Genomic DNA, 24,438 nt, shown 5'->3' on the forward strand with positions numbered 1-24,438 from the left:
ACAGATACGCCGTGGGTCACTGCGACCCACGGCGTATCTACGTGCTACGACCTGGCCGCTAGCGGGCTTTCGAGATGGTCGGCAGCGATCAGTTTGCCGTCGAACATCGACATCACCCAGGTACTGCCTTTGCGGTTGCGCGACTTGTCCGGGCGCACGCCGTCGCGTTCGCACCACCATTCGATCAGCCCCGGAATCACCTTGCCCTGTGTGCAGATCGCCGGGACACCGTCGGCGGCGGCGATTTCCAGGATGCGGCGTCGCGTCGCCTTGTGGTCGTCTGAATATGCTTCCTCGGTCAACAACGGTTCGCGCTCGATGGTCGTCGCCAACTCCTCGGCCAGCGGCTCCAATGTCTGCACGCATCGCGCCCGATCGGCCGCGTAGAGGGTGTCGGCGCCGAACGCCGACAGCACACCAACCAGTGATTCGGCCTGGGCGCGGCCGCGCTTGTCCAGTGGGCGCTTTCGGTCGTCGCCCTTGTAGCGGGACTTGCTCCCCGCGGTGGCGTGCCGCACGATCAGCACCGTCTTGGTGTCGACCGGAAGCTTGATGAAGCGGCGCAGCACCTTTCGATCGTGCGGATACTCCAATTGTTTCATCGCCTCGGAAACGGGTAACCATTTCAGTTCGTCGACCTCGTCGGTCGGGCTGAAATTTCCGGCTACTGTGCGTGCCGCCCAGTAGCGGACCTTCTTGACGCCTCCTTCGACGGGATAGCTCACCGAGGCGAGCCGACGGCCCAGATGTGCGGTGTATCCGGTCTCCTCACGGACTTCACGCACTGCGGTAACCGGCTCGGTCTCGCCCGGGTCGAGCTTGCCCTTCGGTAGCGACCAATCGTCGTAGCGGGGTCGGTGAACGATCGCGACCTCCGGTGCGGCCGGGTCGCCGTTCGGGCGCCACAGCACCGCGCCCGCTGCGTATATTGGCTTATCGGCACCTGCGACGTCGGATGTCTCCTTCGGCACGTCAACTCCTGCAGCTCAATCGGGCCACCTGATCGCGTCACGGATGCCGGCGACTCTCCATCAACGACACCTGATGGTCGCGCACCGTCTCCCCGTGCTGTGGTGAGGCCGTCCATTTTCCGTCCATGTCCAGTTCCCAGCAGCGGGTGGCGGGGTCCAGCGCCGACTCGAAGATGTCGTGCAGTTGCGCCTTCAGACGCCGATCCTTCACGTGTGCCATCACTTCCACTCGCCGGTCGAGATTACGATGCATCATGTCAGCGCTGCCGATCCAGAACTCGTCGATGGCGTTGAAGTGAATAATCCGTGAGTGTTCGAGGAAACGGCCGAGTATCGAGCGCACCACGATGTTTTCGGAGTAGCCGACGGCTTGCGGCCGTAGCGCACAAATCCCGCGCACCACGACCTCCACGCGTACGCCCGCCTGCGACGCTCGGTAGAGCGCATCGATCACCTGCTCGTCGACCAACGCGTTGGCTTTCAGCCGGATCCGGCCCTCGCCGCCGTCCCGGGTGGCCGCTATTTCGCGTTCGATGCGTTCGATGATGCCCTTGCGCACGCCGTACGGGGCGACCAACAGGTTGCGGTAGGCGTCCTTGCGGGAGTAGCCCGTCAGCGAGTTGAACAGGTCGGTCAGATCCGCGCCGATGTCCGGTGCTGCGGTCAGAAGGCCGATGTCCTCATACAACCGGGCGGTCTTGCTGTTGTAGTTGCCGGTGCCGATGTGGCAGTAGCGCCGGATCGTGGAACCCTCGCGACGCACCACGAGCGCGGTCTTGCAATGGGTTTTCAGGCCGACGAGCCCGTACACCACGTGCACACCCGCTTGTTCCAGCGTGCGCGCCCACTTGATGTTGGCCTGTTCGTCGAAGCGCGCCTTGATCTCGACGAGCGCCACCACCTGCTTGCCCGCTTCGGCGGCGTCGATGAGCGAGTTGACGATCGGCGAGTCGCCCGAAGTGCGGTACAGCGTCTGCTTGATCGCCAAGACGTTGGGGTCGGCTGCGGCCTGCTCGATGAACCGTTGCACGGTCGTGGAGAACGAATCGTAGGGGTGGTGGACCAGCACATCACCGTCGCGCAGGGTCGAGAAGATGCTCTTGGGCGTCTCGCGTTCGCCGAACGCGGGCGGAGTGGCGGGTACGAACGGCCGGTCCTTGAGGGCCGGGCGGTCGAGCCGGTAAACCTGCCACAGCGCCGAGAGGTCCAAAAGGCCCGGCACCTCGATGACGTCCCCGGTGTCCACCTCGAGTTCACGCAACAGCAACTCGAGCATGCCCTCGGTCATGTCGTCGGAAACTTCCAAGCGCACCGGCGAACCGAAACGCCGCCGCGCCAATTCCCGCTCCAGCGCCTGCAGAAGATCCTCGTCGCGGTCTTCCTCCACCTCGAAATCGGCGTTGCGCGTGATGCGGAACGCGTGGTGCTCGACGATCTCCATGCCCGGAAACAGCACGGGAAGAAACGCCGCGATCAGTTCCTCCATCGGAAGAAACCGCGCGACATGGTCGGCGTCGTCGCGGGCCCCCAGTTCGACGAACCGGTCCACGTTGTCGGGCACCTTGATTCGGGCGAAATGCTGGCCGCCGTCGTCGGGGTGTTTGACAGTGATCGCCAGGTTCAGGCTCAAGCCGCTGACGAACGGAAACGGGTGGGCGGGGTCGACGGCCAACGGGGTCAGCACGGGGAACACCTGCTCGTGAAAGTAGGTGGACAACCGGGTCCGTTCGGACTCGTCGAGTTCGGACCATGTCACGATCACGATGCCTTCGTCGGCCAGTGCGGGGCGCACGGAGTCGAGGAATACGTGCGCATGTCTGTCGGCGATCTGTTGTGTGCGTTCACTGATCCGGCGCAGTTGCTCCCGCGGCGACAGGCCGTCTGCCGAACGTACCGACAGCCCCATCTCGTCGCGGCGTTTGAGACCCGCGACGCGCACCATGTAGAACTCGTCGAGGTTGGACGCGAAGATGGCCAGGAACTTGGCCCGCTCCAGCAACGGCAGCGACGTGTCGGCGGCCAGCGCGAGCACCCGCGCATTGAAATCCAGCCAACTCAATTCGCGGTTGAGGTAACGATCCTCTGGCAGCGCATCCTCGACTGCCGGCGATGTCGCCGCAGGCGGGGCTTTCGGCGCCGAATCCGCCGGGGACGGCCTCGCCTGCGGCGCCGAGCCCACGTCCGGCGCCGCCGTCGACGTGGCGGTGGACGTCGACGGGGCGTCGTCGGCGCGGATCTGGGTTTCGGCTTCCGTCATGCCTTGATGATCCCTTACCGCGGGTGGTCCTGCCACCGCCTCAGCGCGTTGAATCGATCGCTGCCGCGGTCGCCGCGCCGACGCCGAGACGGCGCGCCACCAGCAGATCATCGGGGGTGTCGATGTCACACCGCAGGCCCGGCCACGGTCCGGTCAACTCGATGGCACCCGAGTTGCGATGGCGTCGTGCAGAATCAGGACCGAATTGAGGCGTCAACGCCACACCGAAGGCCAGTAGTGCCGACGTGCCGGTGCCGTGCCGGTCGCCGACGAAACTGCGCCGGTATCGACGGCCGGCGGCGATCGCGTCGGCAAGCTCCTGCGGCTGCAATGCGGGCAGGTCACCTTGCAGCACAACGATATTGGGAGTCTCGTCGCGCACCTCGGCCTCAGCCACCGCGATGGCGTTGTTCAGCGGGTTGTGATGGCCCTCGGGGGTCGGGTCGGTGAGCACACGTGCGCCGAGTTCGCGCACGGCATCGGCGGCGTCGTCGTCGGGTGTCACAACGGTTATGCCACGCACGTCGGCGACCGCCGACGCGGCGGTGATGGTGTCGATCAGCATGGCCAGCACGACGTTTTCCCGGGTGCTCGCGGAGAACACCGGAGCCAGCCTGGTCTTGGCGGCGCCGAGTCGTTTGACGGCGATCACCAGTCCGATGTCGCTCTCGCATGACCCGCTCATACGCGTCATCCTGCCAGCAGAGTTCTGCGCGCTAGGGTGAAGGCGTGGTCAAGGCAGCGGTGATGGGTGCCGGTGCGTGGGGCACGGCGCTGGCCAAGGTGCTCGCCGACGCCGGCACCGAGGTGAGGTTGTGGGCCCGTCGTCGGCAGCTGGCCGACGAGATCAACACCACGCACCGCAACGCCACATACCTGGGAGATGTGGCGCTGCCACCGTCGATCCGCGCGACCAGCGATCCCGCCGATGCGCTTTTCGGCGCCTGCACGGTGCTGCTGGCGGTGCCGTCGCAGACCCTGCGCGCCAACCTCGAACAGTGGAAAGATGCGATCGGCGACGACGTGACGTTGGTCAGCCTGGCCAAGGGCATCGAGCTCGACACGCTGATGCGGATGAGCCAGGTAATCGTGCAAGTCACCGGCGCGGATTGGGAACGCGTCGCCGCCGTCAGCGGCCCGAACCTGGCAAGCGAGATCGCCCAGGAGCAACCCGCCGCCACCGTGGTGGCTTGTAGCGACTCCGGGCGCGCGGTCGCGCTGCAGCGTGCCATGTCCACCGGTTACCTCCGCCCGTACACCAACGCCGACGTGATCGGCGCCGAGGTTGGTGGCGCATGCAAGAACGTCATCGCGCTGGCGTGCGGGATGGCCGCCGGGGTGGGACTGGGGGAGAACACCGCGGCCGCCATCATCACCCGCGGACTCGCCGAAATCATGCGCCTGGGAATCGCGTTGGGCGCCAAGCCGGCGACGCTGGCCGGACTGGCCGGCATCGGTGACCTGGTTGCAACCTGCATGTCACCGCACTCACGCAACCGGTCCTTCGGCTACCGGCTTGGTCGCGGCGGCACGATGGAATCGGCGATGCTGGCCGCAGGCGGTCAGGTCGCCGAAGGTGTCGCATCATGCCAGTCGGTGCTGGCGCTGGCGCAGAGCTACGACGTGGAGATGCCGTTGACCGACGCCGTCGTTCGGGTATGCCACAAGGGGTTATCGGTCGACGAGGCGGTCGCGCTGCTGCTCGGTCGTAGCACGAAGCCGGAGTAGCGGGATGGACGCCCAGTACGGCGACTCCACCCGCAGCGTCAAAGCGGTGGGTACAGAACCCATTCCGGGCAGTCCGGTGATGCCCCCTCCGGTGCCCGCGGCCGCCTACCACCTCTCGCCCGACGAGACCGAGCCGGTGGATTTCTACGGCCGCAACTCCAACCCGACATGGCGTCGTCTCGAGGCAGCGCTCGCCGAACTCGAAGGTGCGGCAGCGGCGCTGACGTTCGGCTCCGGTATGGCCGCGATCACCTCCGCGCTGCGGGCGCTGGCCAAACCGGGCACGAAATTGCTCATCCCAGCCGACGGCTACTATCAGGTCCGCCGCTATGCCGCTGAATACCTTGTGCCACACGGTGTTACGGTAGTCGAAGCGGTGTGCGCCGACATGTGCGCGGCGGCCGCCGACGCCGACGTCGTCCTCGCGGAGACGCCGGTGAACCCCGGGCTCGACGTTGTCGACCTACACCGGTTGGCGATGCACTGCCGAAGCCGCGGCACCATCCTCGTCGTCGACAACACCACGGCGACGCCCCTGGGCCAGCAGCCGTTGTCGTTGGGCGCCGATCTCGTGGTCGCCAGCGCCACCAAGGGGTTGTCGGGCCACAGCGATCTGGTCGCCGGCTATGTGGCGGGCAGTCACCCCGAGTTGATGGAGGTTGTGGCGCGGGAGCGGCTGTTGGCCGGGCCGATCCTCGGGGCGTTCGACGCATGGCTGGTGTTGCGTGGCATCGGCAGCGCGGGGCTGCGGTTCGAACGGCAGTCGCAGAACGCCCAGGCGCTGGCGGTGATGTTGCGCAGCCACCCGGCGGTGCGTTCGGTGCGGTATCCGGGGCTGCCCGACGACCCGTCGCATCGGGTCGCCGCACAACAGATGAAGCGCTTCGGCGGACTCCTTGGTGTCGAACTCGAGAGCGCCGAAGCGGTGCACGCGCTGGTGGCGCGCAGCACGCTGTTGATCTCCTCGACCAGCTTCGGCGGAATCCACACCTCGGTCGACCGCCGCGCCCGCTGGGGTGACGCGGTCAGCGACGGGTTCGCGCGCATCTCGTTGGGCATCGAGGACATCGACGACCTGATCGCCGACGTCGAACAGGCGCTTGGCTGAAAACACCACGTCGCCGCGTCGACATCATCGCATTGGGCCTCGGGCGGTAGCCTCTCTAGGTTGTGACTGCCCACAGTGACTCCGGCTCGGAGCGCATCCGGGTCGCCGTTGTCTACGGCGGACGCAGCTCCGAGCACGCGATCTCATGCGTCTCTGCAGGCAGCATCCTGCGCCATCTGGATCCGGCGCGCTTCGATGTCACTGCGGTCGGCATCACGCCGCAGGGCGCATGGGTGCTCACCGACGCCCAACCCGACACCCTGGCGATCACCGACGGGCGGCTGCCCGAAGTGACCGAGGCGTCGGGCACCGAACTGGCTCTGGCCGCCGATCCCGGCCGTCGCGGCCAACTGCTGTCGCTGGAACGGGGCGCCGGTGAGCTGCTTGCCGCGGTGGACGTGGTGTTCCCCGTGCTGCACGGCCCCTACGGCGAGGACGGCACGATCCAGGGGCTGCTCGAGCTCGCCGGTGTGCCGTACGTCGGCGCCGGCGTGTTGGCCAGCGCGGCAGGTATGGACAAGGAGTTCACGAAGAAGCTGCTCACCGCGGCGGGCCTGCCGATCGGCGATCACGTGGTGCTGCGCCCGCGCGACGATACACTGGAGCTGGAGGCACGTGAACGGCTCGGTCTGCCCGTCTTCGTCAAACCGGCCCGGGGCGGCTCATCGATCGGCGTCAGCCGCGTCACCGCGTGGGATCGGCTGCCCGACGCGATCGCACAGGCCCGGCGCCACGACCCGAAAGTGATCGTCGAGGCCGCGATACCGGGACGCGAATTGGAATGCGGGGTGCTGGAATTCCCCGACGGCTGTGTCGAGGCGAGCGCGATCGGCGAGATCAGGGTGGTCGCCGCGCAGGGCCGCGAGGACGGATTCTACGACTTCGCGACCAAATATCTCGAAGAGGCCGCCGAACTCGACGTGCCCGCCAAGGTCGACGACGACACTGCGGATGCGTTGCGCAGCTTGGCTATTCGCACGTTTCACGCCATCGACTGCCAGGGGCTGGCCCGCGTCGACTTCTTTTTGACCGACGACGGCCCGGTGGTGAACGAGATCAACACCATGCCGGGCTTCACCACGATCTCGATGTATCCGCGGATGTGGGCTGCCAGCGGCGTGGACTATCCGACGTTGTTGGCCACCATGGTCGAAACGGCCGTTGCGCGCGGCACCGGCCTGCGTTAGCCCACCGGCGCTGGGTCAACGCGGGTGGTAGGCAAGGATTTAGCGATCGCTTCCGAGATCTCCTGAATCGGTGTCGGCCCGGAATCCTGCGGCAGGGTCAGCGCGATGTAGACGGGCCGGTCGACGGCATACCACGTGCTGCGCCCCGCCTCGGAGACCTGAAACCAGCTCACCGCATCGACGACCTGCAGCGGAGTGCCGACTATGAATTCGGCGGGCCGCTCTAGCCCACAGCGCAAGATGACCGCCTCACGGTCGGGGTCGGTGCGCCACGCCGCTGATCCGGGCGGTGCGGGTTCGGCCAGGCGGGCACGGTCGAAATCGCCCAGCTTGTCCGGCAGCGCGTCGACGAGCGCGTCGCACTCGGGGCTCTGCGCCTCGGGTGCGGGCACCGCCACGATCCCCACCACCTGTTGTTCGGCGGGGGTCTCGCGCAGCGCCGCGACCGCCAGGATCGCGACGACGGCACCCACCGCCACCACCACCGCCGCGATCAGCAGCGCCCGCGGCGGACCGTCTCGCTCCTCGGAGTCCACAGTCCAACTCTATGGCCGCATAGACTCCACGCCGCAGGGACCGGTGCAGCACGGGTTCCGGGGAGGTGACATGGCGACAGACGATCCCGCCGAGACCCTCGCGAGCCAGGGCGAGTTCGAGGTGATCTCGCGGTTGGTGGCCGATCGCGAACAACCCCCGGCGGTGGCACTCGGCCCCGGCGACGACGCGGCGGTGCTGTATACCCCCGACGGAAAGACGGTGGTGTCCACCGACATGCTGGTGGCCCAGCGGCACTTCCGGCTCGACTGGTCCACCCCGTATGACGTCGGGCGCAAGGCGATCGCCCAAAACGCCGCCGACATCGAGGCGATGGGGGCACGCGCCACAGCGTTCGTCGTCGCGTTCGGCGCACCGTCGGACACCGCAACGGCCCAGGCGCTCGAACTCGCCGACGGTATGTGGCACGAGGCGCTGCTGCTGGGTGGCGGCATCGTCGGGGGTGATCTGGTGAGCGCCCCACAATGGGTGATCTCGGTGACCGCGCTCGGCGACCTCGACGGCCGTGGACCGGTGCTGCGCAGCGGCGCCCAAGTGGGTGACACCGTGGCCGTGACTGGGACGCTGGGGCATTCGGCAGCCGGATATACGTTGTGGCACAACTCGATTAATGCGTTTGACGGGCTACGACGACGTCACCTGGTTCCCGAACCGCCGTATGGGCAGGGGCGGGTCGCCGCCGACGCCGGCGCTACCGCGATGACCGATGTGTCCGACGGGTTGCTGGCCGACCTCGGGCATATCGCCTCAGCCTCGGGTGTGGTCGTGGAGGTGTCAACGGACATGTTGAGGGGCGATCGCGAGGCCGTCGATGCCGCGGCGGCGGCGGTCGGCGCCGACCCGTGGGCGTGGGTGCTCGGCGGCGGTGAGGACCACGCGCTGGTCGCGGCGTTCGTGGATGCGGTGCCCGAGGGATGGCGGGTGATCGGGCGGGTGCTCGCCGGCGCGCCGCGGGTGCTGGTCGATGGCGCCGAATGGCAGGGCGATCCCGGCTGGCAGTCGTTTGACTCGTTAAGGTGACGGATCGTGACGGTGTACGCGATCGCGCAACTGAAGTTCACGGACCGTCGCGCCTATGACCGCTACCAGGCGCGCTTCATGGAGGTCTTTTCACGGTATGCCGGGACGCTGCTTGCCGCCGACGAAACTCCTCAGCTCGTGGAAGGCCAGTCGGATCGAGACAAGGTGGTGCTGATGTCGTTTCCCGACGAAGCGTCGTTTCATCGGTGGGCGCAATCACCTGAGTACCAAGAGATCTCCAAGGACCGCCAAGCCGGGGCGGATGCCGTGGTGCAGTTGATCAAGGGGCTGACGTGACGGCGCGACCGCTGGGCGAACTCGTCGAGGAAGGCTGGGCCAACGCGCTGGAACCGGTGGCGCCGCAGGTCGCCCAGATGGGGGAGTTTCTGCGTGCCGAGCTGGCTGCGGGTAACGGGTACTTGCCTGCCGGTCAGAATGTGTTGCGGGCCTTCACCTTTCCGTTCGATCAGGTCAGGGTGCTGATCGTGGGGCAGGATCCGTATCCCACGCCAGGCCACGCGGTCGGGCTGAGCTTCTCGGTGGCCGCCGACGTGCGTCCGCTGCCGCGAAGCCTGGAGAACATCTTCACCGAATACGGCAAGGACCTCGGTCATCCGCCGCCGGCCAACGGCGATCTCACGCCGTGGGCCGAGCGCGGGGTGATGCTGCTCAACCGGGTGCTCACCGTGCGGCCCGGCAGCCCGGCGTCACATAGCGGTAAGGGCTGGGAAGCGGTGACCGAATGTGCGATCAAGGCACTGGTCGCCCGCAAGCAGCCGCTGGTGGCGGTGCTGTGGGGGCGCGACGCGTCCACCTTGAAACCGATGCTCGAGGGCAACGACTGTGTGTCGATCGAGTCGCCGCACCCATCACCGCTGTCGGCCTCACGGGGCTTCTTCGGCTCGCGCCCGTTCAGCCGGGCCAACGAGCTGCTGGAGAAGATGGGCGCCGACCCGGTCGACTGGCGCCTCACCTAGGCCGTTAACCCGCCGAGCCGCCCGCACCTTCCGCCGAGATCGACGTTGCGGCGCGTTTCACTCGCACTTTGCCGCGCGTTTGTCCCTCTGGGCGCGACAAGTGCGCTTCTACGTGCCGGGGATCGGCGGCGGCGACGGAATCGGTGGCGGTGACGGGATCGGTGGCGGCGAGGGGATGTCGGGCCCCGGAATCTCGACGGTGGCGTCGGGCGGCGGACCTGCGGTGGTCTCGGCCGGCAGTTCGGGCGATGGCGTCGTCGGCGCCGGCGTCTCGACCGTCGTTTCGACCGTTGTTTCGACCGACGTCGTAGTCGTCGTCGTGGTGGTGGTCTCGGAATCGGCGGCGTCGTCGCCACCGCAGGCCGTCACCAACGACGCCACCGCAATTCCGGAGGCCAGCGCGAACAGTTTCGGTTTAGATGCTCCGCGTGAGGTCATGAAGCCACCACTTACCCGAGACGGCAGGCGTTCAAACGCCTGGCCGGGGTGACTGTCACGTCGGGAACATCGATTCGCGCGCCGGACCACCGTCGCGCCGAGATCGACGTTCTGGCGCTCTTCACTCGCACTTTCCCGCCCGTTTGTCCCTTTCGGCGCAAAGGAGGGCGCAAAAGCGGGTCAGTTCTGGGGGGTCATCGTCACTTCGGGAACATCGATATCCGGTGAGGGAATCTCGATGGTGTTGTCGCCCTCGCCTTCGCCCTCGGTGGTTTGGGGCGCCTCAGTGGTCGTCTCGGTCGTGGTGGTGGTCGTGGTTTCGGTGTCGGCGGTCTGGCTGTCGCCGCATGCCGCTAACAGCCATCCAGCGGCAAGGGCTCCGCTGATGGTGACCAGTACAGGACGAGCGTATCCAGCGTGCATTTGTGACCGTTCCTTCCGACCGGGCCGGGTGCCCGATCTCCCGGTCAGCCTTTCCCGCCCGCGGCGATGCTAAACGTCGCCGTCACCGGGCAGCGTCAGGCGCGCGCGACCTTGCCGGCCTTGATGCACGACGTGCACGCGTTGATGCGCTTCTTGTTCCCGCCGGGAACGGCGGCGTGCACGGTCTGCACGTTCGGATTCCACCGACGGCTGGACCGGCGATGGGAGTGCGACACCGACTTGCCGAAGCCGGGGCCCTTCCCGCAGATATCGCAGACGGCAGCCATATGTAGAACTCCTCGGATCAGTACTTGGGGGTCCGGACTTCGTCCGCCGCGCGTCGCGACGGGGCCGACCCAACAACCTGATCAGGATACCGGCAGCTGCATTGATCACCAAAATAGGCGCTGTAAAGCTGTCGGCGCCCTCGAACGCGAGCTTGTGCGCGACGTCCGCGTGAAATCTCGCAGACAAGCTCACATCGGGCGCAAAGGGCGACCCGAACAGTGTGTCGGCGCCGTCAGCCGGAGTCGTTAGGCTGACGCCCACGGCGGCATCGGAGCGGCGATATCTGGCGGGAGGTGGGCATGTCGGGTCGACGGCTGGACGCCTCTGCGCTGCGGGGTTGGGCGCACACCGCCGTCGGCGACCTCATCACCCACACCGACGAGATCAACCGGCTCAACGTGTTCCCCGTCGCTGACGCCGACACCGGCACGAACATGCTGTTCACCATGCGTTCGGCGTGGGCGCAGGCCGACGCCCTGCCCGACACCGATGACATCGCGCAGGTGGCAGCGGCGCTGGCCCGCGGCGCGCTGCACGGCGGCCGCGGCAACTCCGGGGTCATCCTGTCCCAGATCCTGCGCGGGCTCGCCGACGTCAGCGCCGAAGCAGCCGCGCAGCGGCGTGCGGTGCTGGTCGAGGTCGACGGCGCCCTGCTGGCCTCGGCGCTTCGCCGGGCGGTCACGCTGGTGGTCGCCTCGATCGGCCAACCTGTACCCGGCACCATCTTCACCGTGCTGAGAGAGGCGGCCAACGCCGCCGAGCAGGCGGTTGCCCACGGCTCCGAGCTGGCCGACGTGCTGCTGGCCGCCGGTGATGCCGCGGCCGTCGCCCTGGACAAGACACCCGGGCAGCTCGCCGTATTGGCCGAGGCCGGCGTGGTCGACGCCGGTGGGCGGGGCCTGCTGGTGCTGCTGGACGCGATGAGCGCCACCGTGACAGAACACGCGCCCAGCAGGCCCGAGTACGTGCCGACGCCACCGCACGCCCATGACGCCGTCGCCGCCGACACCACTGCACCGCCGCAGTTCGAGGTGATGTACCTGCTCACCGGCTGCGACGCCGGCGGGGTGGAGAAGCTGCGCGGCGAACTGGACCGGCTCGGCGATTCGGTGGCCATAGCCGCCGCCGGCGCCGGCGGGCAGTACTCGGTGCACGCGCACGTCGACGACGCCGGAGCCGCCGTCGAGGCAGGGCTGTCCGTGGGAACACCGAACCGCATCCAGATCACGTCGCTCACCGGCACCAGCGGTGCCCGCCCGTCGGGCGGATGGGCGCGGGAGCGGGCCGTCCTTGCAGTCGTCGACGGGGTAGGGGCGCAAGAACTGTTCGCGGGCGAAGGCGCACACGTGCTGCGGGTGCTACCGGATACCCCGGTCAGCGCCAAGCATCTGCTGCACGCGCTGGTCGACGCGGGCGCAGCCCAGGCCATGGTGTTGCCCAATGGCTACGTCGCCGCCGAGGAACTGGTCGCGGGGTGTACCGCAGCGATCGGCTGGGGGATCGACGTGGTGCCGGTGCCTGCGGCGTCGATGGTGCAGGGGCTGGCCGCGCTGGCCGTTCACGACGCCGAGCGCCAAGCCGTCGACGACGGCTACACAATGGCCCGCGCCGCGGCGGGCGCCCGGCACGGTTCGGTGCGGGTGGCCACCGAGGCGGCGCTGACCTGGGCAGGAACGTGCAAACCGGGGGACGGGTTGGGGATCTCGGGCGACGAGGTGCTGATCGTCGACGACGACGTGGCCGCCGCGGGTGCCGGGTTGATCGACCTGCTGCTGGCCGCGGGCGGCGAACTGGTCACCGTGCTCACCGGCGCCGGCGCCGACGGCAGCGTCGCCGCGGCGCTGCAGGAGCATGTGCACCGCCAACACCTCGGCATCGAGCTCGTCACCTACCACACCGACCACCAAGGCGATGCGCTGCTGATCGGGGTGGAGTAGCGGTGGCCTCCCTCGGCGATCGACTCGTCTACATCGTCGGCAAGAAGGCCGCAGAACCGCTGGAGGAACACTTCGGCATCCGCACCGTCGACGACCTGTTGCGGCACTATCCGCGCAAGTACAGCGACGGCATGACGGTCCTGGAAGAGGGCGAGGAACTCGAAGAAGGCGAACACGTCACGTTCGTCGACACCATCACCGACACAAAAGTCGGTGAGATGAAGCCGCAATACGACAAGAAGTCCAAGAAGGTGCGCAAACGCAAATGGCTGCGGGTAACCCTTGGCGATCGGCGCTCGCCAGTCACCGCGACGTTCTTCAACGCGGACTGGATGCTCGACGACCTGGTCGTCGGCACCCGGCTGATGTTGTCGGGAGAAGTCAAGTACTTCCGGCGCACACTGCAACTGACGCACCCCGCCTTTCTGGTGTTGGAATCGCCGAAGGGCAAGACGTTCGGCACCAAGTCGCTCAAGACCATCGCCTCGGCGTCGCGAGCAACCGGTGAGGACGTGTTGTCGGCGTTCGAACGGGAGTTCTTCCCGATCTATCCCGCCAACAAGAAGATGCAGAGTTGGGACATCTACGCGTGTGTGCGCCAGGTGCTCGACGTGCTCGATCCCATCGAGGAGCCGCTACCGAAAAGGCTTCTGCAGCAGCATGATCTGATCACCGAAGACCAGGCGCTTCGCGCCATCCACGTCGCCGAGAACAAGGTCGAACGCGAACGGGCCCAGCGCAGGCTCACCTACGACGAAGCGATAGGCCTGCAATGGGCGCTGGTGAAGCGGCGGTACAGCGATGTGAGCGAGTCCGGTCCGGTCGCCCCGCTGCGCGACGACGGCCTGGTGGCGGCGTTGCGCGGACGGCTGCCGTTCGAATTGACCGACGGTCAGACCGAAGTGCTCGACGTCATCGCTGCCGAGCTGGCGGCCAGCAGGCCGATGAACCGCATGCTGCAAGGCGAGGTGGGTTCGGGTAAGACGATCGTCAGCGTGCTGGCGATGTTGCAGATGGTCGACGCGGGCTACCAGTGCGCGCTGCTGGCGCCGACGGAAGTTCTTGCCGCCCAACATGACCGATCGGTGCGCGACGTGCTCGGACCCCTCGCAATGGCGGGCCAGCTCGGTGGCGCGGACGGTGCGACCCGGGTGGCACTGTTGACCGGGTCGATGTCGGCTGCGCAGAAGCGTGCGGTGCGTGACGAGGTCGCCAGCGGTGAGGCGGGCATCGTCATCGGTACCCATGCGCTGTTGCAGGACGCCGTCGAATTTCACCGGCTGGGCATGGTCGTCGTCGACGAACAACACCGGTTCGGCGTGGAGCAGCGAGATCGCCTGCGCAGCAAAGCCCCCGACGGAGTGACGCCGCATCTGTTGGTGATGACCGCCACGCCGATCCCGCGCACCGTCGCCCTGACCCATTACGGGGACCTGGAGACCTCGACATTGCGCGAACTGCCCCGCGGCAGGCAACCGATCGCCACCAACACCATCTTCATCGCCAAGCACCGGTCCTGGCTGGACCGGGCCTGGCAGCGCATCACCGAAGAGGTCCGCGCGGGCCGACAGGCCTATGTGGTCGCCTCGCGCATCGACGCCGACGACAAACCCAAGGGCGCGGAGGATCCCGAGCGGCAGAGGGTGCCGCCGCCGGTCACCGTCGTCGACCTGTTCGAGGGGTTGCGCCAAGGCCCGCTTTCGGGGCTGCGGCTCGGGCTGATGCACGGTCGACTGCCCGTCGACGAAAAAGACGCGGTGATGGGCGCGTTCCGGGCCGGTGAAATCGACGTGCTGGTGTGCACCACGGTCATCGAGGTCGGCGTCGACGTGCCCAACGCGACGGTGATGCTGGTGATGGACGCCGACCGGTTCGGCATCAGCCAGCTGCACCAGTTGCGGGGCCGGATCGGCCGCGGTGAGCACCCCAGCCTGTGCCTGCTGGCCACCAACCTTGCCGAGGACTCCAAGGCCGGCGCGCGCCTGAAGGCCGTCGCCTCCACGCTGGACGGCTTCGAACTCGCCGACCTCGACCTGAAGGAGCGCCATGAGGGAGATGTGCTGGGGCACACTCAATCCGGGCGGGCGATCACGCTGAGATTCCTGTCGCTGGTGGAGCACCTGGAGATCATCCTGGCCGCCAGGAAGTTCTGTGAAGAGATGTATCAGAACAACCCGACCGATGCCGGGCTGGCCATGCTGGCCGCACCGTTCACCGACACCGACCGCGTCGAGTACCTCGAGAAGTCATGAACCGCAAGCGCTTTCTGTGGCTGGCCGCGTTCGTCGCACTCTCCGTGCTCGTCGCGGTGCAGACCACCGCGTCGACCGGACAGCACGCCCCGGTTGCCTCCGACGCGGAGATACCAACCGTCGCACCGGGCGTCGACGTGCTGGCCGGTGTTCCGGTGATACCGCAGCGAATACGCACCCACGACTATCGGCGGGCGGCGTTCGGTGACAGCTGGACCGACGACACCACCGCCCCCGGCGGCCACAACGGCTGTGACACCCGCAACGACATCCTCGAGCGCGACCTCGCCGACAAAACCTACGTGCCGATCACGCGATGCCCCACCGCCGTTGCCACCGGCACGCTGCAGGATCCCTACACCAATGCCGTCGTGGCGTTCACCCGCGGCGCGGGCGTCGGGGCGTCGGTGCAGATCGATCACCTCGTGCCGCTGGCGCTAGCGTGGGATCTCGGTGCGCGCGACTGGCCAGGCCACATGCGGGTCCGGTTCGCCAACGACCCGGCCAACCTGCTCGCCGTCGCGGGGGATGCCAACCAGGACAAGGGCGATCAGGAACCCGCCGACTGGATGCCACCGAACACCGCGTTTCACTGTCAGTACGCCATGCAGTTCATCGATGTGCTGCGCGGATATGAGTTGCCGATCGACGCGTCGTCGGCGACGGTGCTGCGCGACGCAGCGGCGACGTGCCCGGCCGGCTAGCGCCACCTCGCCAGGCCTTGGCCGAAAACATTACGGGTGTAGACATATCGGCTCATGGGTTTCCTGTCCGGCAAGGTCGCCATCGTCACCGGCATCAGCCGAGGTGTTGGCGTTGGCATCGCACACGAACTGCCGAGGGAAGGCGCGACCGCCGCTCGCGCGGCCAATCTGATCGAGGCCGTGTGCCGCGCACCCAGCGGCATCCTGGCCGCACACGACCTACGTCAACGCTCGACACCGTGGCCGCACAAGCGCCCGGGATCGGCGACGAAGAACGTCGCGCGTACGCCGTGGATGCGTCGCCCACCTCGCCGAGATGGCTGAGCGCATCACCCAGGTCGGTCACCCCTTCAGCCCTGACCTCGACGCCGCGCTCGCACGGCGTCTCGGCAGCAGAGGAAGCTACTCGCCCTGATAGGTGTCGGGGTTCGGGCGGAAACGGGTGCCGTCGTCGAGCCCGTTGAGCGCGGCCATCTGCTCGTCGGTGAGCTCGAAGTCGAACACCTCGATATTCGATTTGATCCGCTCCGGCGACGAGGACCTGGCCACCACGGCGTTGCCCAGCTGCAGGTTCCAGCGCAGCAGCACCTGCGCGGGCGTCTTACCTTGCTCCTGGGCCACGGAGGTGACCGACGCGTTGTCCAGAAGCCGCCCCACGCCCAGCGGGCTGTAGGCCTGGGTGACGATGCCGTAGCCGGCGTTGACCGTGCGCAGCTCGGCCTGGTTCAGCAGCGGGTGCAGTTCGATCTGGTTGACCGCCGGGGTGAAGAACGACAGGTCGATGATGTCCGAAAGGTGTTCGGCGTGAAAGTTGGCCACCCCGATCGACTTGGTCTCGCCGTCCTCCTTGCGCTTCATCAGCCCGCCCCAGCTGTCGACGAACTTGCCGTGCTCGCCGGCGGGCCAGTGGATCAGGTACAGGTCGACGTAATCCATCGCGAGCCGTTGCAGGCTTGCCTTGAGCGCGTCCTGTGACGATTGGAAACCCAGATCGGATGCGGCCAGCTTGGTGGTGATGAAGACTTCCTCGCGCGGCACCCCCGAGGCTTTGACGGCGCGGCCGACCGCTTCCTCGTTGCCGTACGCGGCGGCGGTGTCGATCAACCGGTACCCCGACTCGAGCGCGGTGCGAACCGCTTGTTCGGTCTCGGTGTCGGACAACTCACCGACACCTAAGCCGATCACCGGCATCGCGTTGTCGTCGTTGAGCGCGACGGTCGGAATCGCGGTCATGTCACCTACCCTGTGAAGTTGAATGTACGGGGGTCGGGACCCAGGCGCGTGTCGTCGCCGAGCGAAGAGATGGACGCCATGTCCTGCTCGCTCAGCTCGAAATCGAACACGTCGAAGTTGCTCACAATTCTCTCTGGGGTCACCGATTTCGGGATGACTATATTGCCGAGTTGGATATGCCACCTAATCAGTACCTGCGCGGGCGTTTTCGAATGTGCCTCGGCGACGGCCGTCACGGTCGGATCGGTCAGCAGTGAACCCTGGCCAAGGGGACTCCACGCCTCGGTGGCAATGCCCAGCTGAGCGTGCATTTCGCGCAGCTCATGCTGTTGCAGACGCGGATGCAACTCGATCTGGTTGACCGCGGGCACGATGCCCGTGTCGTCGATCAGCCTGCGCAGATGCTCGGGGGCGAAGTTGCTGACGCCGATCGAGCGGATGCGGCCCTGGTTGCGCAGCGCGGCGAACGCCTTGAAGGTCTCGACGTATGCGTCGTTGGCCGGCACCGGCCAGTGGATCAGGTACAGATCGAGGTAGTCCAAACCGAGCCGGCCCATGCTGGCGTCGAACGCCCTGAGCGTGCTGTCGTAGCCCTGGTCGGCGTTCCACAGTTTGGTGGTCACGTAGACGTCCGCACGGGCCAGCCCGGATTTCGAGATCGCCTGGCCCACCTCGCGCTCGTTGCCATACGCTGCGGCGGTGTCGATGTGTCGATAACCGGCCTCCAACGCCGTCGCCGCCGCACGCTCGGTGTCTTCGGGCGGGGTCTGCCAAACGCCGAGCCCGACCTGGGGAATCGAGTTGTCGTCGTTCAGCCTGATCGAGGGAAACGAGGGAGTTGCCATGGTTCAAAGTCTGCCAGGTGAGGTTTCGTGGAGCCCGAGCCGTAAGGACGCCATCGTCAACGCCGCGGCGGGCCTGACCCTGCGTGCCCTGCCCCGAATCCCCGACCCGGTCAAGCGCGCACTGCTGGGCGGGCGCGCGGTCACCATCGACGGCAACACGCTGGACACGACGCTGCAGCTGATGCTCGCCGGGCAGCAGGCGGCAGGCATCGACGGCCTGGCGGGCAGCAATGACGTCACCGCCGCCCGCCAGCAGCTCGAAGCCCTATCGGCCAGTTTCAAACAGAACATCCCGGTGGCCGCAGTGACCAATCTCTCGATACCGGGCCCGGCCGGACCCATCGCGGCGCGCCATTACCGGCCCGACGCCGGCCACGCTCCGTTGCTGGTCTTCTACCACGGCGGCGGTCAGGTGATCGGCAGCATCGAGACCCACGACGACCTGTGCCGTCTGCTCTGCCGCGACGGCGGCGTGCACGTGCTGTCGGTGGACTACCGGCTGGCCCCGGAGCACAAGGCGCCCGCGGGCACCGACGACGCCTACGCCGCCTTCGTATGGACGCTCGACCACGCCGGCGAACTCGGCGCAGATCCGCGGCGGGTCGCGGTCGGCGGCGACAGCGCCGGCGCCAACCAGGCCGCGTTGGTGTCCCTGCGCGCCCGCACCGACGGGGCGCGGTTGCCTACGCTGCAGCTGCTGTTCTATCCGGTTACCGACTACAGCGCCCAGACCCGATCCAAGACGCTGTTCGCCGAGGGTTTCTTCCTGACCCAACACGACCTGGACTGGTTCAGCGGGCACTACCTCGACGGCGCGGCCGTAGCGCCGACGGATCCGCGGGTGTCGCCGCTGCTGACCGACGACCTGTCCGGTCTGCCGCCCGCCCTGGTGCTGACCGCCGGCTTCGACCCGCTGCGCGATGAGGGCAGGCAATACGCGCAGGCCATGCGTGCTGCCGGCGTCGCGGTCGACTACCGCGAGTTCGGGTCGCTGGTCCACGCCTTCGCGAACTTCTTCCCCTTGGGCGGGGACAGCGCCACCGCGATGGCCGAGAGCATCTCGGCGATGCGCGCGCACCTGGCCCGCGCCTGAACGACGGCAGAAACGTCGCCGGTACGCTTACCCCGTGGCCTCCAAACCCAAGAAGAATTCCCGCTACGACCTCAAGGCGGCGGACCGCAAGCGCAACCTGGCGATTCAGATCGGGTTGACCGCGGTCGTGGTCGTGTTCGCCGTCGGGTTGGTGCTCTACATCGTCATGTCGGCCGAGGAGAAGCCCAGGGACGGCGACGCTCAGGCGATCCGGGTGACCTCCAGCGACCTGATCACCGAGGAAGGCAGCTCGGAGCCCAAAGCGGTGGTCTCGCTCTACGAGGACTTCCTGTGCCCCGCGTGCGCGAACTTCGAGCAAATGTTCGGTCCCACGCTGAACAAGCTGATCGACAGCGGCGCCATCGCCGCTGACTACTACATGATCTCCATCCTGGACCGCCAGGGTGACGGCTATTCGACCCGCGCGGCCAACGCGGCCTACTGCGTGGCCGACGAGTCGACCGACGCGTTCCGGCGCTTCCACGCCGCGCTGTACGCCCAGCAGCCCCCCGAGGGCGTCGGCCCGTTCCCCGACAACGCCCGGCTCATCGAAGTGGCGCGGCAGGCCGGCGCGGCAGGCGGTGTCCCCGAGTGCATCAACAGCGGCCGCTACAACGACATGGTGAAGGGCATGGCCTCGGCCACCGGCGTGCGGTCCACACCGACCGTGCGCATCAACGGCGAGGACTACAAGCCCACGACGCCCGATGCGCTGATCGCCAAGATCGAGGAGATCGTCGGCAACGTGCCTGCGCTGGACGCCGGTGCGCCGCCGCCCGCACCTGATCCCACCCCCGCAGTACCGGCGCCGTGACCGTCACCGCGCCCGGCACCGACGCACCGAGCGAACCCGCGGACACACCGTCGGGCCCGCAGGTGCGGCGGCCGAGCGCGGTCTGGCTGTTGGTCGCCGGGCTCGCCGGTCTGGCGGCGTCGTTCACGCTGACCGCCGAGAAGATCCAGACGCTGATCGACCCGGACTACGTGCCGAGCTGCAGCATCAACCCGGTGCTGTCGTGCGGTTCGGTGATGATCACCCCGCAGGCGTCGCTGTTGGGCTTCCCCAACCCGCTGATCGGCATCGCCGCGTTCACCGTCGTCGTGGTGACCGGGGTGCTCGCGCTGGCCCGCGTGGAGCTGCCCCGCTGGTACTGGGCGGGCCTGGCGGCGGGCACGCTGATCGGTGCGGTGTTCGTGCACTGGTTGATCTTTCAGAGCCTGTACCGCATCGGCGCGCTGTGCCCGTACTGCATGGTGGTGTGGGCGGTGACCATACCGCTGCTGGTGGTGGTCGGCGCCATCGCCGTGCAACCCGGACGCGGCGGGGCCGTCGCCCGCGGTCTGTACACCTGGCGTTGGTCGCTGGTGACGTTGTGGTTCACCGCGCTTATTCTGCTGATCCTCGTGCGGTTCTGGAGTTACTGGTCCACGCTCGTCTAGTCCCCACTGAATCCGACCGGGTTAAGGTAGCGCGTGATCTCTAAAGTCCTGGTGGCCAATCGCGGTGAGATCGCGATTCGGGCGTTTCGTGCGGCCTACGAGTTGGGGATCGCCACGGTTGCGGTGTATCCGTATGAGGATCGTAATTCGTTGCACCGGCTCAAGGCTGATGAGTCGTATCAGATCGGTGAGACCGGCCATCCGGTGCGGGCGTATCTGTCAGTCGACGAAATCGTCCGTGTCGCACAGGGCGCCGGTGCGGACGCGGTTTATCCGGGGTACGGCTTTTTGTCGGAGAACCCCGAGTTGGCCGCCGCGTGCGCACAAGCCGGGATCACGTTCGTCGGTCCGAGCGCCGAGGTGCTGGAGCTGACGGGCAACAAGTCCCGCGCGATCGGCGCGGCCCGCGACGCCGGCCTGCCGGTGCTGGACTCCTCGGCGCCGTCGGCGTCGGCCGAGGAGCTTTTGGTCGCCGCGGAGGCCATGGAGTTCCCGCTGTTCGTCAAGGCGGTGTCGGGCGGCGGGGGACGGGGCATGCGCTATGTCGCCGACCGCGACGCGCTGCCCGAGGCGATCGATGCGGCCGGCCGTGAAGCCGAGTCCGCGTTCGGCGACCCGACGCTGTATTTAGAGCAGGCGGTGGTGAACCCGCGCCACATCGAGGTGCAGATCCTGGCCGACACCCACGGCAACGTGATCCACCTGTTCGAACGTGACTGCAGCGTGCAGCGCCGCCACCAGAAGGTCATCGAGCTGGCCCCGGCCCCCAACATTTCCGACGACCTGCGCGCGCGGATGTGCGCTGATGCCGTCGCGTTCGCCCGTCACATCAACTACAGCTACGCGGGCACCGTGGAGTTCCTGCTCGATGAGCGCGGCCACTACGTGTTCATCGAATGCAATCCGCGTATCCAGGTCGAACACACCGTGACCGAGGAGATCACCGACGTCGACCTGGTCGGCTCCCAACTGCGCATCGCCGACGGCCAGACGCTCGACGAGCTCGGGCTGAGCCAGGACTCGGTGCGGGTACGGGGCGCGGCCATGCAGTGCCGGATCACCACCGAGGATCCGGCCAACGGCTTTCGGCCCGACACGGGCCGCATCACCGCCTACCGGTCTCCGGGCGGTGCGGGGATCCGGTTGGACGGCGGTTCGCATCTGGGCGCGGAGATCAGCGCGCACTTCGACTCGATGCTGGTCAAGCTGACCTGTCGCGGCCACGATCTGTCGGCGGCGATCGCGCGGGCGCGACGGGCGTTGGCGGAGTTCCGGATTCGCGGTGTGTCGACGAACATCCCGTTTTTGATGGCGGTGGTCAACGACGCGGACTTCCGCGCCGGGCGCATCAACACGTCGTTCATCGATGAGCGCCCGTATCTGCTGACCGCCCTGACCCCGGCCGACCGCGGCACCAAGATCCTCAACTACCTCGCCGATGTCACCGTCAACCAACCGCACGGGGCGCGCAGCGCCGCGGTGTATCCGCGCGACAAGCTGCCGCACACCGACCTGCGCGCCGCACCGCCCGACGGGTCCAAACAACTGTTGGAGCAGCTGGGCCCCGACGGTTTCGCGCGGTGGCTGCGCGATTCGGCGGCGTTGGGTGTCACCGACACCACGTTCCGCGACGCCCATCAGTCCTTGCTGGCCACCAGGGTTCGCAGCACCGGACTTTTGGAGGTGGCGCCGTACGTGGCGCGCACGACGCCGCAGCTGTTGTCGGTGGAATGCTGGGGCGGGGCGACTTACGATGTGGCGCTTCGGTTCCTGAAAGAAGATCCGTGGGAGCGGCTGGCCGCGCTGCGGGAGGCCATTCCCAACATCTGCCTGCAGATGCTGCTGCGCGGACGCAACACGGTCGGCTACACGCCGTATCCGGGATCGGTCACCGATGGGTTCGTCGCGGAGGCGACGGCCGTGGGTATCGACATCTACCGGATCTTCGATGCGCTCAACAACGTCGAGTCGATGCGCCCGGCCATCGACGCGGTCCGCGAAACCGACACGGCGATCGCCGAAGTCGCGATGAGCTACACCGGGGATCTGTCCGACCCCGGCGAAAACCTCTACACCCTGGACTATTACCTCAAGCTGGCCGAGCAGATCGTCGACGCGGGCGCGCACGTGCTGGCCATCAAGGACATGGCCGGGTTGTTGCGCCCGCACGCCGCGCACACCTTGGTCTCCGCGTTGCGGTCCCGGTTCGACCTGCCGGTGCACGTGCACACCCACGACACGCCGGGCGGGCAGTTGGCGACCTATCTGGCCGCGTGGCAGGCGGGCGCCAACGCGGTCGACGGGGCGTCGGCGCCGTTGGCGGGCACTACCAGCCAGCCCGCGTTGAGCTCGATCGTGGCCGCGGCCGCGCACACCGAACACGACACCGGGCTGTCTCTTGCGGCGGTGTGCGACCTCGAACCGTACTGGGAGGCGCTACGGAAGGTCTACGCGCCCTTCGATGTTGCGGCGTCGGGTCCCTTCACGTCGACGGGGCGGGTCTATCACCACGAGATCCCCGGCGGTCAGTTGTCGAACCTGCGTCAACAGGCCATCGCGCTGGGCTTCGGTGACCGGTTCGAGGAGATCGAGGCCAATTACGCTGCGGCCGATAAGATCCTGGGTCGGCTGGTGAAAGTGACCCCGTCGAGCAAGGTGGTAGGCGACCTGGCGCTGGCCCTGTTGGGTGCGGGGATCACCGCTGACGAGTTCGCCGAGGACCCTTCGCGGTTGGACATCCCCGACTCGGTGATCGGTTTCTTTCGCGGGGAACTCGGCGACCCGCCCGGCGGGTGGCCCGAACCGCTGCGCACCAAGGCGCTTGCCGACCGGGCGCCGGCCAAACCCCAAGCTGAGCTCAGCGCCCACGATGAGGCCGCGCTGGGCCAGCCGGGACCCAACCGGCAGGCGACGTTGAACCGGCTACTTTTCCCCGGCCCGACAAAGGAATTCGAGGAGCACCGGGAACTCTACGGTGACACCTCGAGCCTGTCGGCCAACCAGTTCTTCTACGGGCTGCGCTCCGGCGAGGAACACCGGGTCAAGCTCGAACGCGGCGTCGAACTGCTGATCGGGCTCGAGGCGGTCTCCGAGGCCGACGAACGCGGCATGCGCACCGTGATGTGCATCATCAACGGCCAGTTGCGCCCCGTCGTCGTGCGCGACCGCAGCATCGCCAGCGACGTCCCCGTCGCCGAGAAGGCCGACCGGTCCAACCCCGATCACGTCGCGGCCCCGTTCGCCGGTGTGGTCAACGTCAACATCGCCGTCGACGACGAAGTGCAAGCCGGCCAAACCATCGCCACGATCGAGGCGATGAAAATGGAAGCCGCGATCACCGCACCCAAGGCCGGCAAGATCAGCAGGATCGCGGTGTCGACCACCGCACAAGTCGAAGGCGGCGACCTGCTGGTGGTGGTCAGCTGACCCGCATCATCGCCGGAACACTCGGTGGACGCCGAATCACGGTGCCGCGCACCGGGACCCGACCGACTACCGACCGGGTGCGCGAGTCGTTGTTCAACGTGCTGGCTGCGCGGGTCGACCTGGCCGGCGCGTCGGTGCTCGACCTGTACGCGGGCTCGGGCGCGCTCGGACTGGAGGCGCTGTCGCGGGGTGCAGCCACCGCGCTGTTCGTGGAGTCCGATCCGCGCGCGGCCGCCGTCATCGCCAAAAACGTCGCCGCGCTTGGCGTGACGGGTGCCACGGTGCGCCGCGGCACCGTCGTCTCGGTGCTGACGGCGGGTGCGCAGCGACCGGTGGACCTGGTCCTGGCCGACCCGCCCTACGGCGTCGACGCCGCCGAAATGCGGCGCATACTGGACGCTTTGAGCCGGCACGGATGGAGCGCGTCCGGCACCGTCGTCGCCGTCGAACGCCCAACGGCGACGCCAGCGCTGGACTGGCCGGACGGTTGGGCGCCGTGGGAACCGCGGCGCTACGGCGATACCCGCGTGGAGTTGGGGGAGCGGCGCTGACCCCC

The 24,438-nt window shown here is 67.6% G+C and carries 23 protein-coding genes and 1 pseudogene; 15 read left to right on the forward strand and 9 right to left on the reverse strand.

The annotated features are described in order from the left end of the window. Positions 1-44 precede the first annotated feature (44 nt). From mutT1 to cofC, 3 genes are read right to left on the reverse strand one after another with little or no spacing between them, the layout of a single operon-like run. Positions 45-971: an 8-oxo-(d)GTP phosphatase MutT1 gene (mutT1, locus tag ABQE44_RS07220; protein WP_448390760.1), complete on the reverse strand. Its 927-nt coding sequence runs from the start codon at positions 969-971 to the stop codon at positions 45-47. Positions 972-1,008: 37 nt separating this feature from the next. After that, complete coding sequence (locus ABQE44_RS07225; RefSeq protein ID WP_448428938.1) at positions 1,009-3,228, reverse strand: RNA degradosome polyphosphate kinase; 2,220 nt, start codon at positions 3,226-3,228, stop codon at positions 1,009-1,011. Between the two features lie 40 nt (positions 3,229-3,268). Then, the gene (gene cofC, locus ABQE44_RS07230) at positions 3,269-3,913 is read right to left on the reverse strand and encodes a 2-phospho-L-lactate guanylyltransferase (RefSeq protein ID WP_448390762.1); all 645 of its coding nucleotides are present in this window, start codon (positions 3,911-3,913) and stop codon (positions 3,269-3,271) included. Positions 3,914-3,957: 44 nt separating this feature from the next. Here cofC and ABQE44_RS07235 point away from each other — a divergent pair, with 44 nt between their 5' ends. The 3 genes from ABQE44_RS07235 (at position 3,958) to ABQE44_RS07245 (ending at position 7,251) form a co-directional block, all read left to right on the forward strand. Beyond that, positions 3,958-4,956, forward strand: a complete 999-nt coding sequence (locus ABQE44_RS07235; protein ID WP_448390763.1) for an NAD(P)H-dependent glycerol-3-phosphate dehydrogenase — start codon at positions 3,958-3,960, stop codon at positions 4,954-4,956. A 4-nt stretch (positions 4,957-4,960) separates the two neighbouring features. Beyond that, entirely contained in the window at positions 4,961-6,064 is a 1,104-nt protein-coding gene (locus ABQE44_RS07240; protein WP_448428940.1) for a cystathionine gamma-lyase, read from the forward strand. A 62-nt stretch (positions 6,065-6,126) separates the two neighbouring features. Next, a complete protein-coding gene (locus tag ABQE44_RS07245) occupies positions 6,127-7,251 on the forward strand; it encodes a D-alanine--D-alanine ligase family protein (RefSeq protein ID WP_448390765.1) in 1,125 nt (374 codons plus the stop codon). Here ABQE44_RS07245 and ABQE44_RS07250 read toward each other — a convergent pair. Further along, the gene (locus tag ABQE44_RS07250; RefSeq protein ID WP_448390766.1) at positions 7,248-7,787 is read right to left on the reverse strand and encodes a DUF3515 domain-containing protein; all 540 of its coding nucleotides are present in this window, start codon (positions 7,785-7,787) and stop codon (positions 7,248-7,250) included. The two genes, ABQE44_RS07245 and ABQE44_RS07250, sit on opposite strands and share 4 nt — an antisense overlap. Before the next feature lie 70 nt (positions 7,788-7,857). Here ABQE44_RS07250 and ABQE44_RS07255 point away from each other — a divergent pair, with 70 nt between their 5' ends. From ABQE44_RS07255 to ABQE44_RS07265, 3 genes are read left to right on the forward strand one after another with little or no spacing between them, the layout of a single operon-like run. Next, positions 7,858-8,826: a thiamine-phosphate kinase gene (locus tag ABQE44_RS07255; RefSeq protein ID WP_448428942.1), complete on the forward strand. Its 969-nt coding sequence runs from the start codon at positions 7,858-7,860 to the stop codon at positions 8,824-8,826. 6 nt (positions 8,827-8,832) lie between these two features. Continuing rightward, on the forward strand, positions 8,833-9,123 hold the full coding sequence (locus tag ABQE44_RS07260) for a DUF1330 domain-containing protein (protein WP_448390768.1): 291 nt from the start codon (positions 8,833-8,835) through the stop codon (positions 9,121-9,123). Continuing rightward, the gene (locus ABQE44_RS07265) at positions 9,120-9,803 is read left to right on the forward strand and encodes a uracil-DNA glycosylase (RefSeq protein ID WP_448428944.1); all 684 of its coding nucleotides are present in this window, start codon (positions 9,120-9,122) and stop codon (positions 9,801-9,803) included. Before ABQE44_RS07260 ends, ABQE44_RS07265 begins: the two co-directional genes overlap by 4 nt. A gap of 108 nt (positions 9,804-9,911) precedes the next feature. Here the strand turns inward: ABQE44_RS07265 and ABQE44_RS07270 are convergent, their stop codons facing one another. From ABQE44_RS07270 to rpmB, 3 genes are all read right to left on the reverse strand, one after another. After that, complete coding sequence (locus tag ABQE44_RS07270; RefSeq protein ID WP_448428946.1) at positions 9,912-10,241, reverse strand: hypothetical protein; 330 nt, start codon at positions 10,239-10,241, stop codon at positions 9,912-9,914. Between the two features lie 180 nt (positions 10,242-10,421). Then, a complete protein-coding gene (locus ABQE44_RS07275) occupies positions 10,422-10,664 on the reverse strand; it encodes a hypothetical protein (RefSeq protein ID WP_448390771.1) in 243 nt (80 codons plus the stop codon). Positions 10,665-10,759: 95 nt separating this feature from the next. Beyond that, positions 10,760-10,951: a 50S ribosomal protein L28 gene (gene rpmB, locus ABQE44_RS07280; RefSeq protein ID WP_448390772.1), complete on the reverse strand. Its 192-nt coding sequence runs from the start codon at positions 10,949-10,951 to the stop codon at positions 10,760-10,762. A gap of 300 nt (positions 10,952-11,251) precedes the next feature. Here rpmB and ABQE44_RS07285 point away from each other — a divergent pair, with 300 nt between their 5' ends. The 4 genes and pseudogenes from ABQE44_RS07285 to ABQE44_RS07300 all read left to right on the forward strand — a co-directional run. Then, positions 11,252-12,889, forward strand: coding sequence for a fatty acid kinase ATP-binding subunit FakA (locus tag ABQE44_RS07285; RefSeq protein WP_448428948.1), 1,638 nt, complete (start codon positions 11,252-11,254; stop codon positions 12,887-12,889). A 2-nt stretch (positions 12,890-12,891) separates the two neighbouring features. Continuing rightward, the gene (gene recG / locus ABQE44_RS07290) at positions 12,892-15,141 is read left to right on the forward strand and encodes an ATP-dependent DNA helicase RecG (RefSeq protein ID WP_448390774.1); all 2,250 of its coding nucleotides are present in this window, start codon (positions 12,892-12,894) and stop codon (positions 15,139-15,141) included. Further along, on the forward strand, positions 15,138-15,845 hold the full coding sequence (locus ABQE44_RS07295) for an HNH endonuclease family protein (protein ID WP_448390775.1): 708 nt from the start codon (positions 15,138-15,140) through the stop codon (positions 15,843-15,845). The genes recG and ABQE44_RS07295 overlap by 4 nt, the downstream gene beginning before the upstream one ends. 54 nt (positions 15,846-15,899) lie before the next feature. Then, positions 15,900-16,010, forward strand: a pseudogene (locus ABQE44_RS07300) (oxidoreductase); the annotation flags it as partial. 237 nt (positions 16,011-16,247) lie between these two features. Here ABQE44_RS07300 and ABQE44_RS07305 read toward each other — a convergent pair. Together ABQE44_RS07305 and ABQE44_RS07310 are read right to left on the reverse strand one after the other, a co-directional pair. Continuing rightward, positions 16,248-17,078 carry an aldo/keto reductase gene (locus ABQE44_RS07305; RefSeq protein WP_448390776.1) on the reverse strand — a complete coding sequence of 277 codons (831 nt, stop codon included), beginning with the start codon at positions 17,076-17,078 and terminating at the stop codon, positions 16,248-16,250. Between the two features lie 5 nt (positions 17,079-17,083). Beyond that, entirely contained in the window at positions 17,084-17,923 is an 840-nt protein-coding gene (locus ABQE44_RS07310) for an aldo/keto reductase (RefSeq protein ID WP_448428950.1), read from the reverse strand. Between ABQE44_RS07310 and ABQE44_RS07315 the strand changes: the two genes are divergently transcribed. The 5 genes from ABQE44_RS07315 to rsmD are packed head-to-tail and all read left to right on the forward strand — an operon-like array spanning position 17,922 to position 24,433. Beyond that, a complete protein-coding gene (locus tag ABQE44_RS07315; protein ID WP_448428952.1) occupies positions 17,922-19,016 on the forward strand; it encodes an alpha/beta hydrolase in 1,095 nt (364 codons plus the stop codon). The genes ABQE44_RS07310 and ABQE44_RS07315 overlap by 2 nt on opposite strands. A gap of 34 nt (positions 19,017-19,050) precedes the next feature. Next, positions 19,051-19,830 (forward strand): DsbA family protein, encoded by a 780-nt coding sequence (locus ABQE44_RS07320; protein WP_448390779.1) that lies wholly within the window; start codon positions 19,051-19,053, stop codon positions 19,828-19,830. Next, a complete protein-coding gene (locus ABQE44_RS07325; protein WP_448390780.1) occupies positions 19,827-20,456 on the forward strand; it encodes a vitamin K epoxide reductase family protein in 630 nt (209 codons plus the stop codon). Before ABQE44_RS07320 ends, ABQE44_RS07325 begins: the two co-directional genes overlap by 4 nt. Before the next feature lie 33 nt (positions 20,457-20,489). After that, positions 20,490-23,882 (forward strand): pyruvate carboxylase, encoded by a 3,393-nt coding sequence (locus ABQE44_RS07330; protein WP_448428954.1) that lies wholly within the window; start codon positions 20,490-20,492, stop codon positions 23,880-23,882. Beyond that, positions 23,879-24,433, forward strand: a complete 555-nt coding sequence (gene rsmD, locus ABQE44_RS07335) for a 16S rRNA (guanine(966)-N(2))-methyltransferase RsmD (protein ID WP_448391362.1) — start codon at positions 23,879-23,881, stop codon at positions 24,431-24,433. Before ABQE44_RS07330 ends, rsmD begins: the two co-directional genes overlap by 4 nt. Positions 24,434-24,438: the final 5 nt, after the last annotated feature.

This window comes from Mycolicibacterium sp. XJ2546, assembly GCF_053483195.1.

Excerpts from the sequence above, each read along its gene's own strand:
- ABQE44_RS07275 (WP_448390771.1), bottom strand. The coding sequence starts at position 10,664 with ATGCACGCTGGATACGCTCGTCCTGTACTGGTCACCATCAGCGGAGCC.
- rpmB (WP_448390772.1), bottom strand. The coding sequence starts at position 10,951 with ATGGCTGCCGTCTGCGATATCTGCGGGAAGGGCCCCGGCTTCGGCAAG.
- ABQE44_RS07285 (WP_448428948.1), top strand. The coding sequence starts at position 11,252 with ATGTCGGGTCGACGGCTGGACGCCTCTGCGCTGCGGGGTTGGGCGCAC.
- ABQE44_RS07295 (WP_448390775.1), top strand. The coding sequence starts at position 15,138 with ATGAACCGCAAGCGCTTTCTGTGGCTGGCCGCGTTCGTCGCACTCTCC.
- ABQE44_RS07240 (WP_448428940.1), top strand. The coding sequence starts at position 4,961 with ATGGACGCCCAGTACGGCGACTCCACCCGCAGCGTCAAAGCGGTGGGT.
- ABQE44_RS07310 (WP_448428950.1), bottom strand. The coding sequence starts at position 17,923 with ATGGCAACTCCCTCGTTTCCCTCGATCAGGCTGAACGACGACAACTCG.
- ABQE44_RS07225 (WP_448428938.1), bottom strand. The coding sequence starts at position 3,228 with ATGACGGAAGCCGAAACCCAGATCCGCGCCGACGACGCCCCGTCGACG.
- cofC (WP_448390762.1), bottom strand. The coding sequence starts at position 3,913 with ATGAGCGGGTCATGCGAGAGCGACATCGGACTGGTGATCGCCGTCAAA.
- ABQE44_RS07305 (WP_448390776.1), bottom strand. The coding sequence starts at position 17,078 with ATGACCGCGATTCCGACCGTCGCGCTCAACGACGACAACGCGATGCCG.
- ABQE44_RS07270 (WP_448428946.1), bottom strand. The coding sequence starts at position 10,241 with ATGACCTCACGCGGAGCATCTAAACCGAAACTGTTCGCGCTGGCCTCC.
- ABQE44_RS07315 (WP_448428952.1), top strand. The coding sequence starts at position 17,922 with ATGGTTCAAAGTCTGCCAGGTGAGGTTTCGTGGAGCCCGAGCCGTAAG.
- ABQE44_RS07255 (WP_448428942.1), top strand. The coding sequence starts at position 7,858 with ATGGCGACAGACGATCCCGCCGAGACCCTCGCGAGCCAGGGCGAGTTC.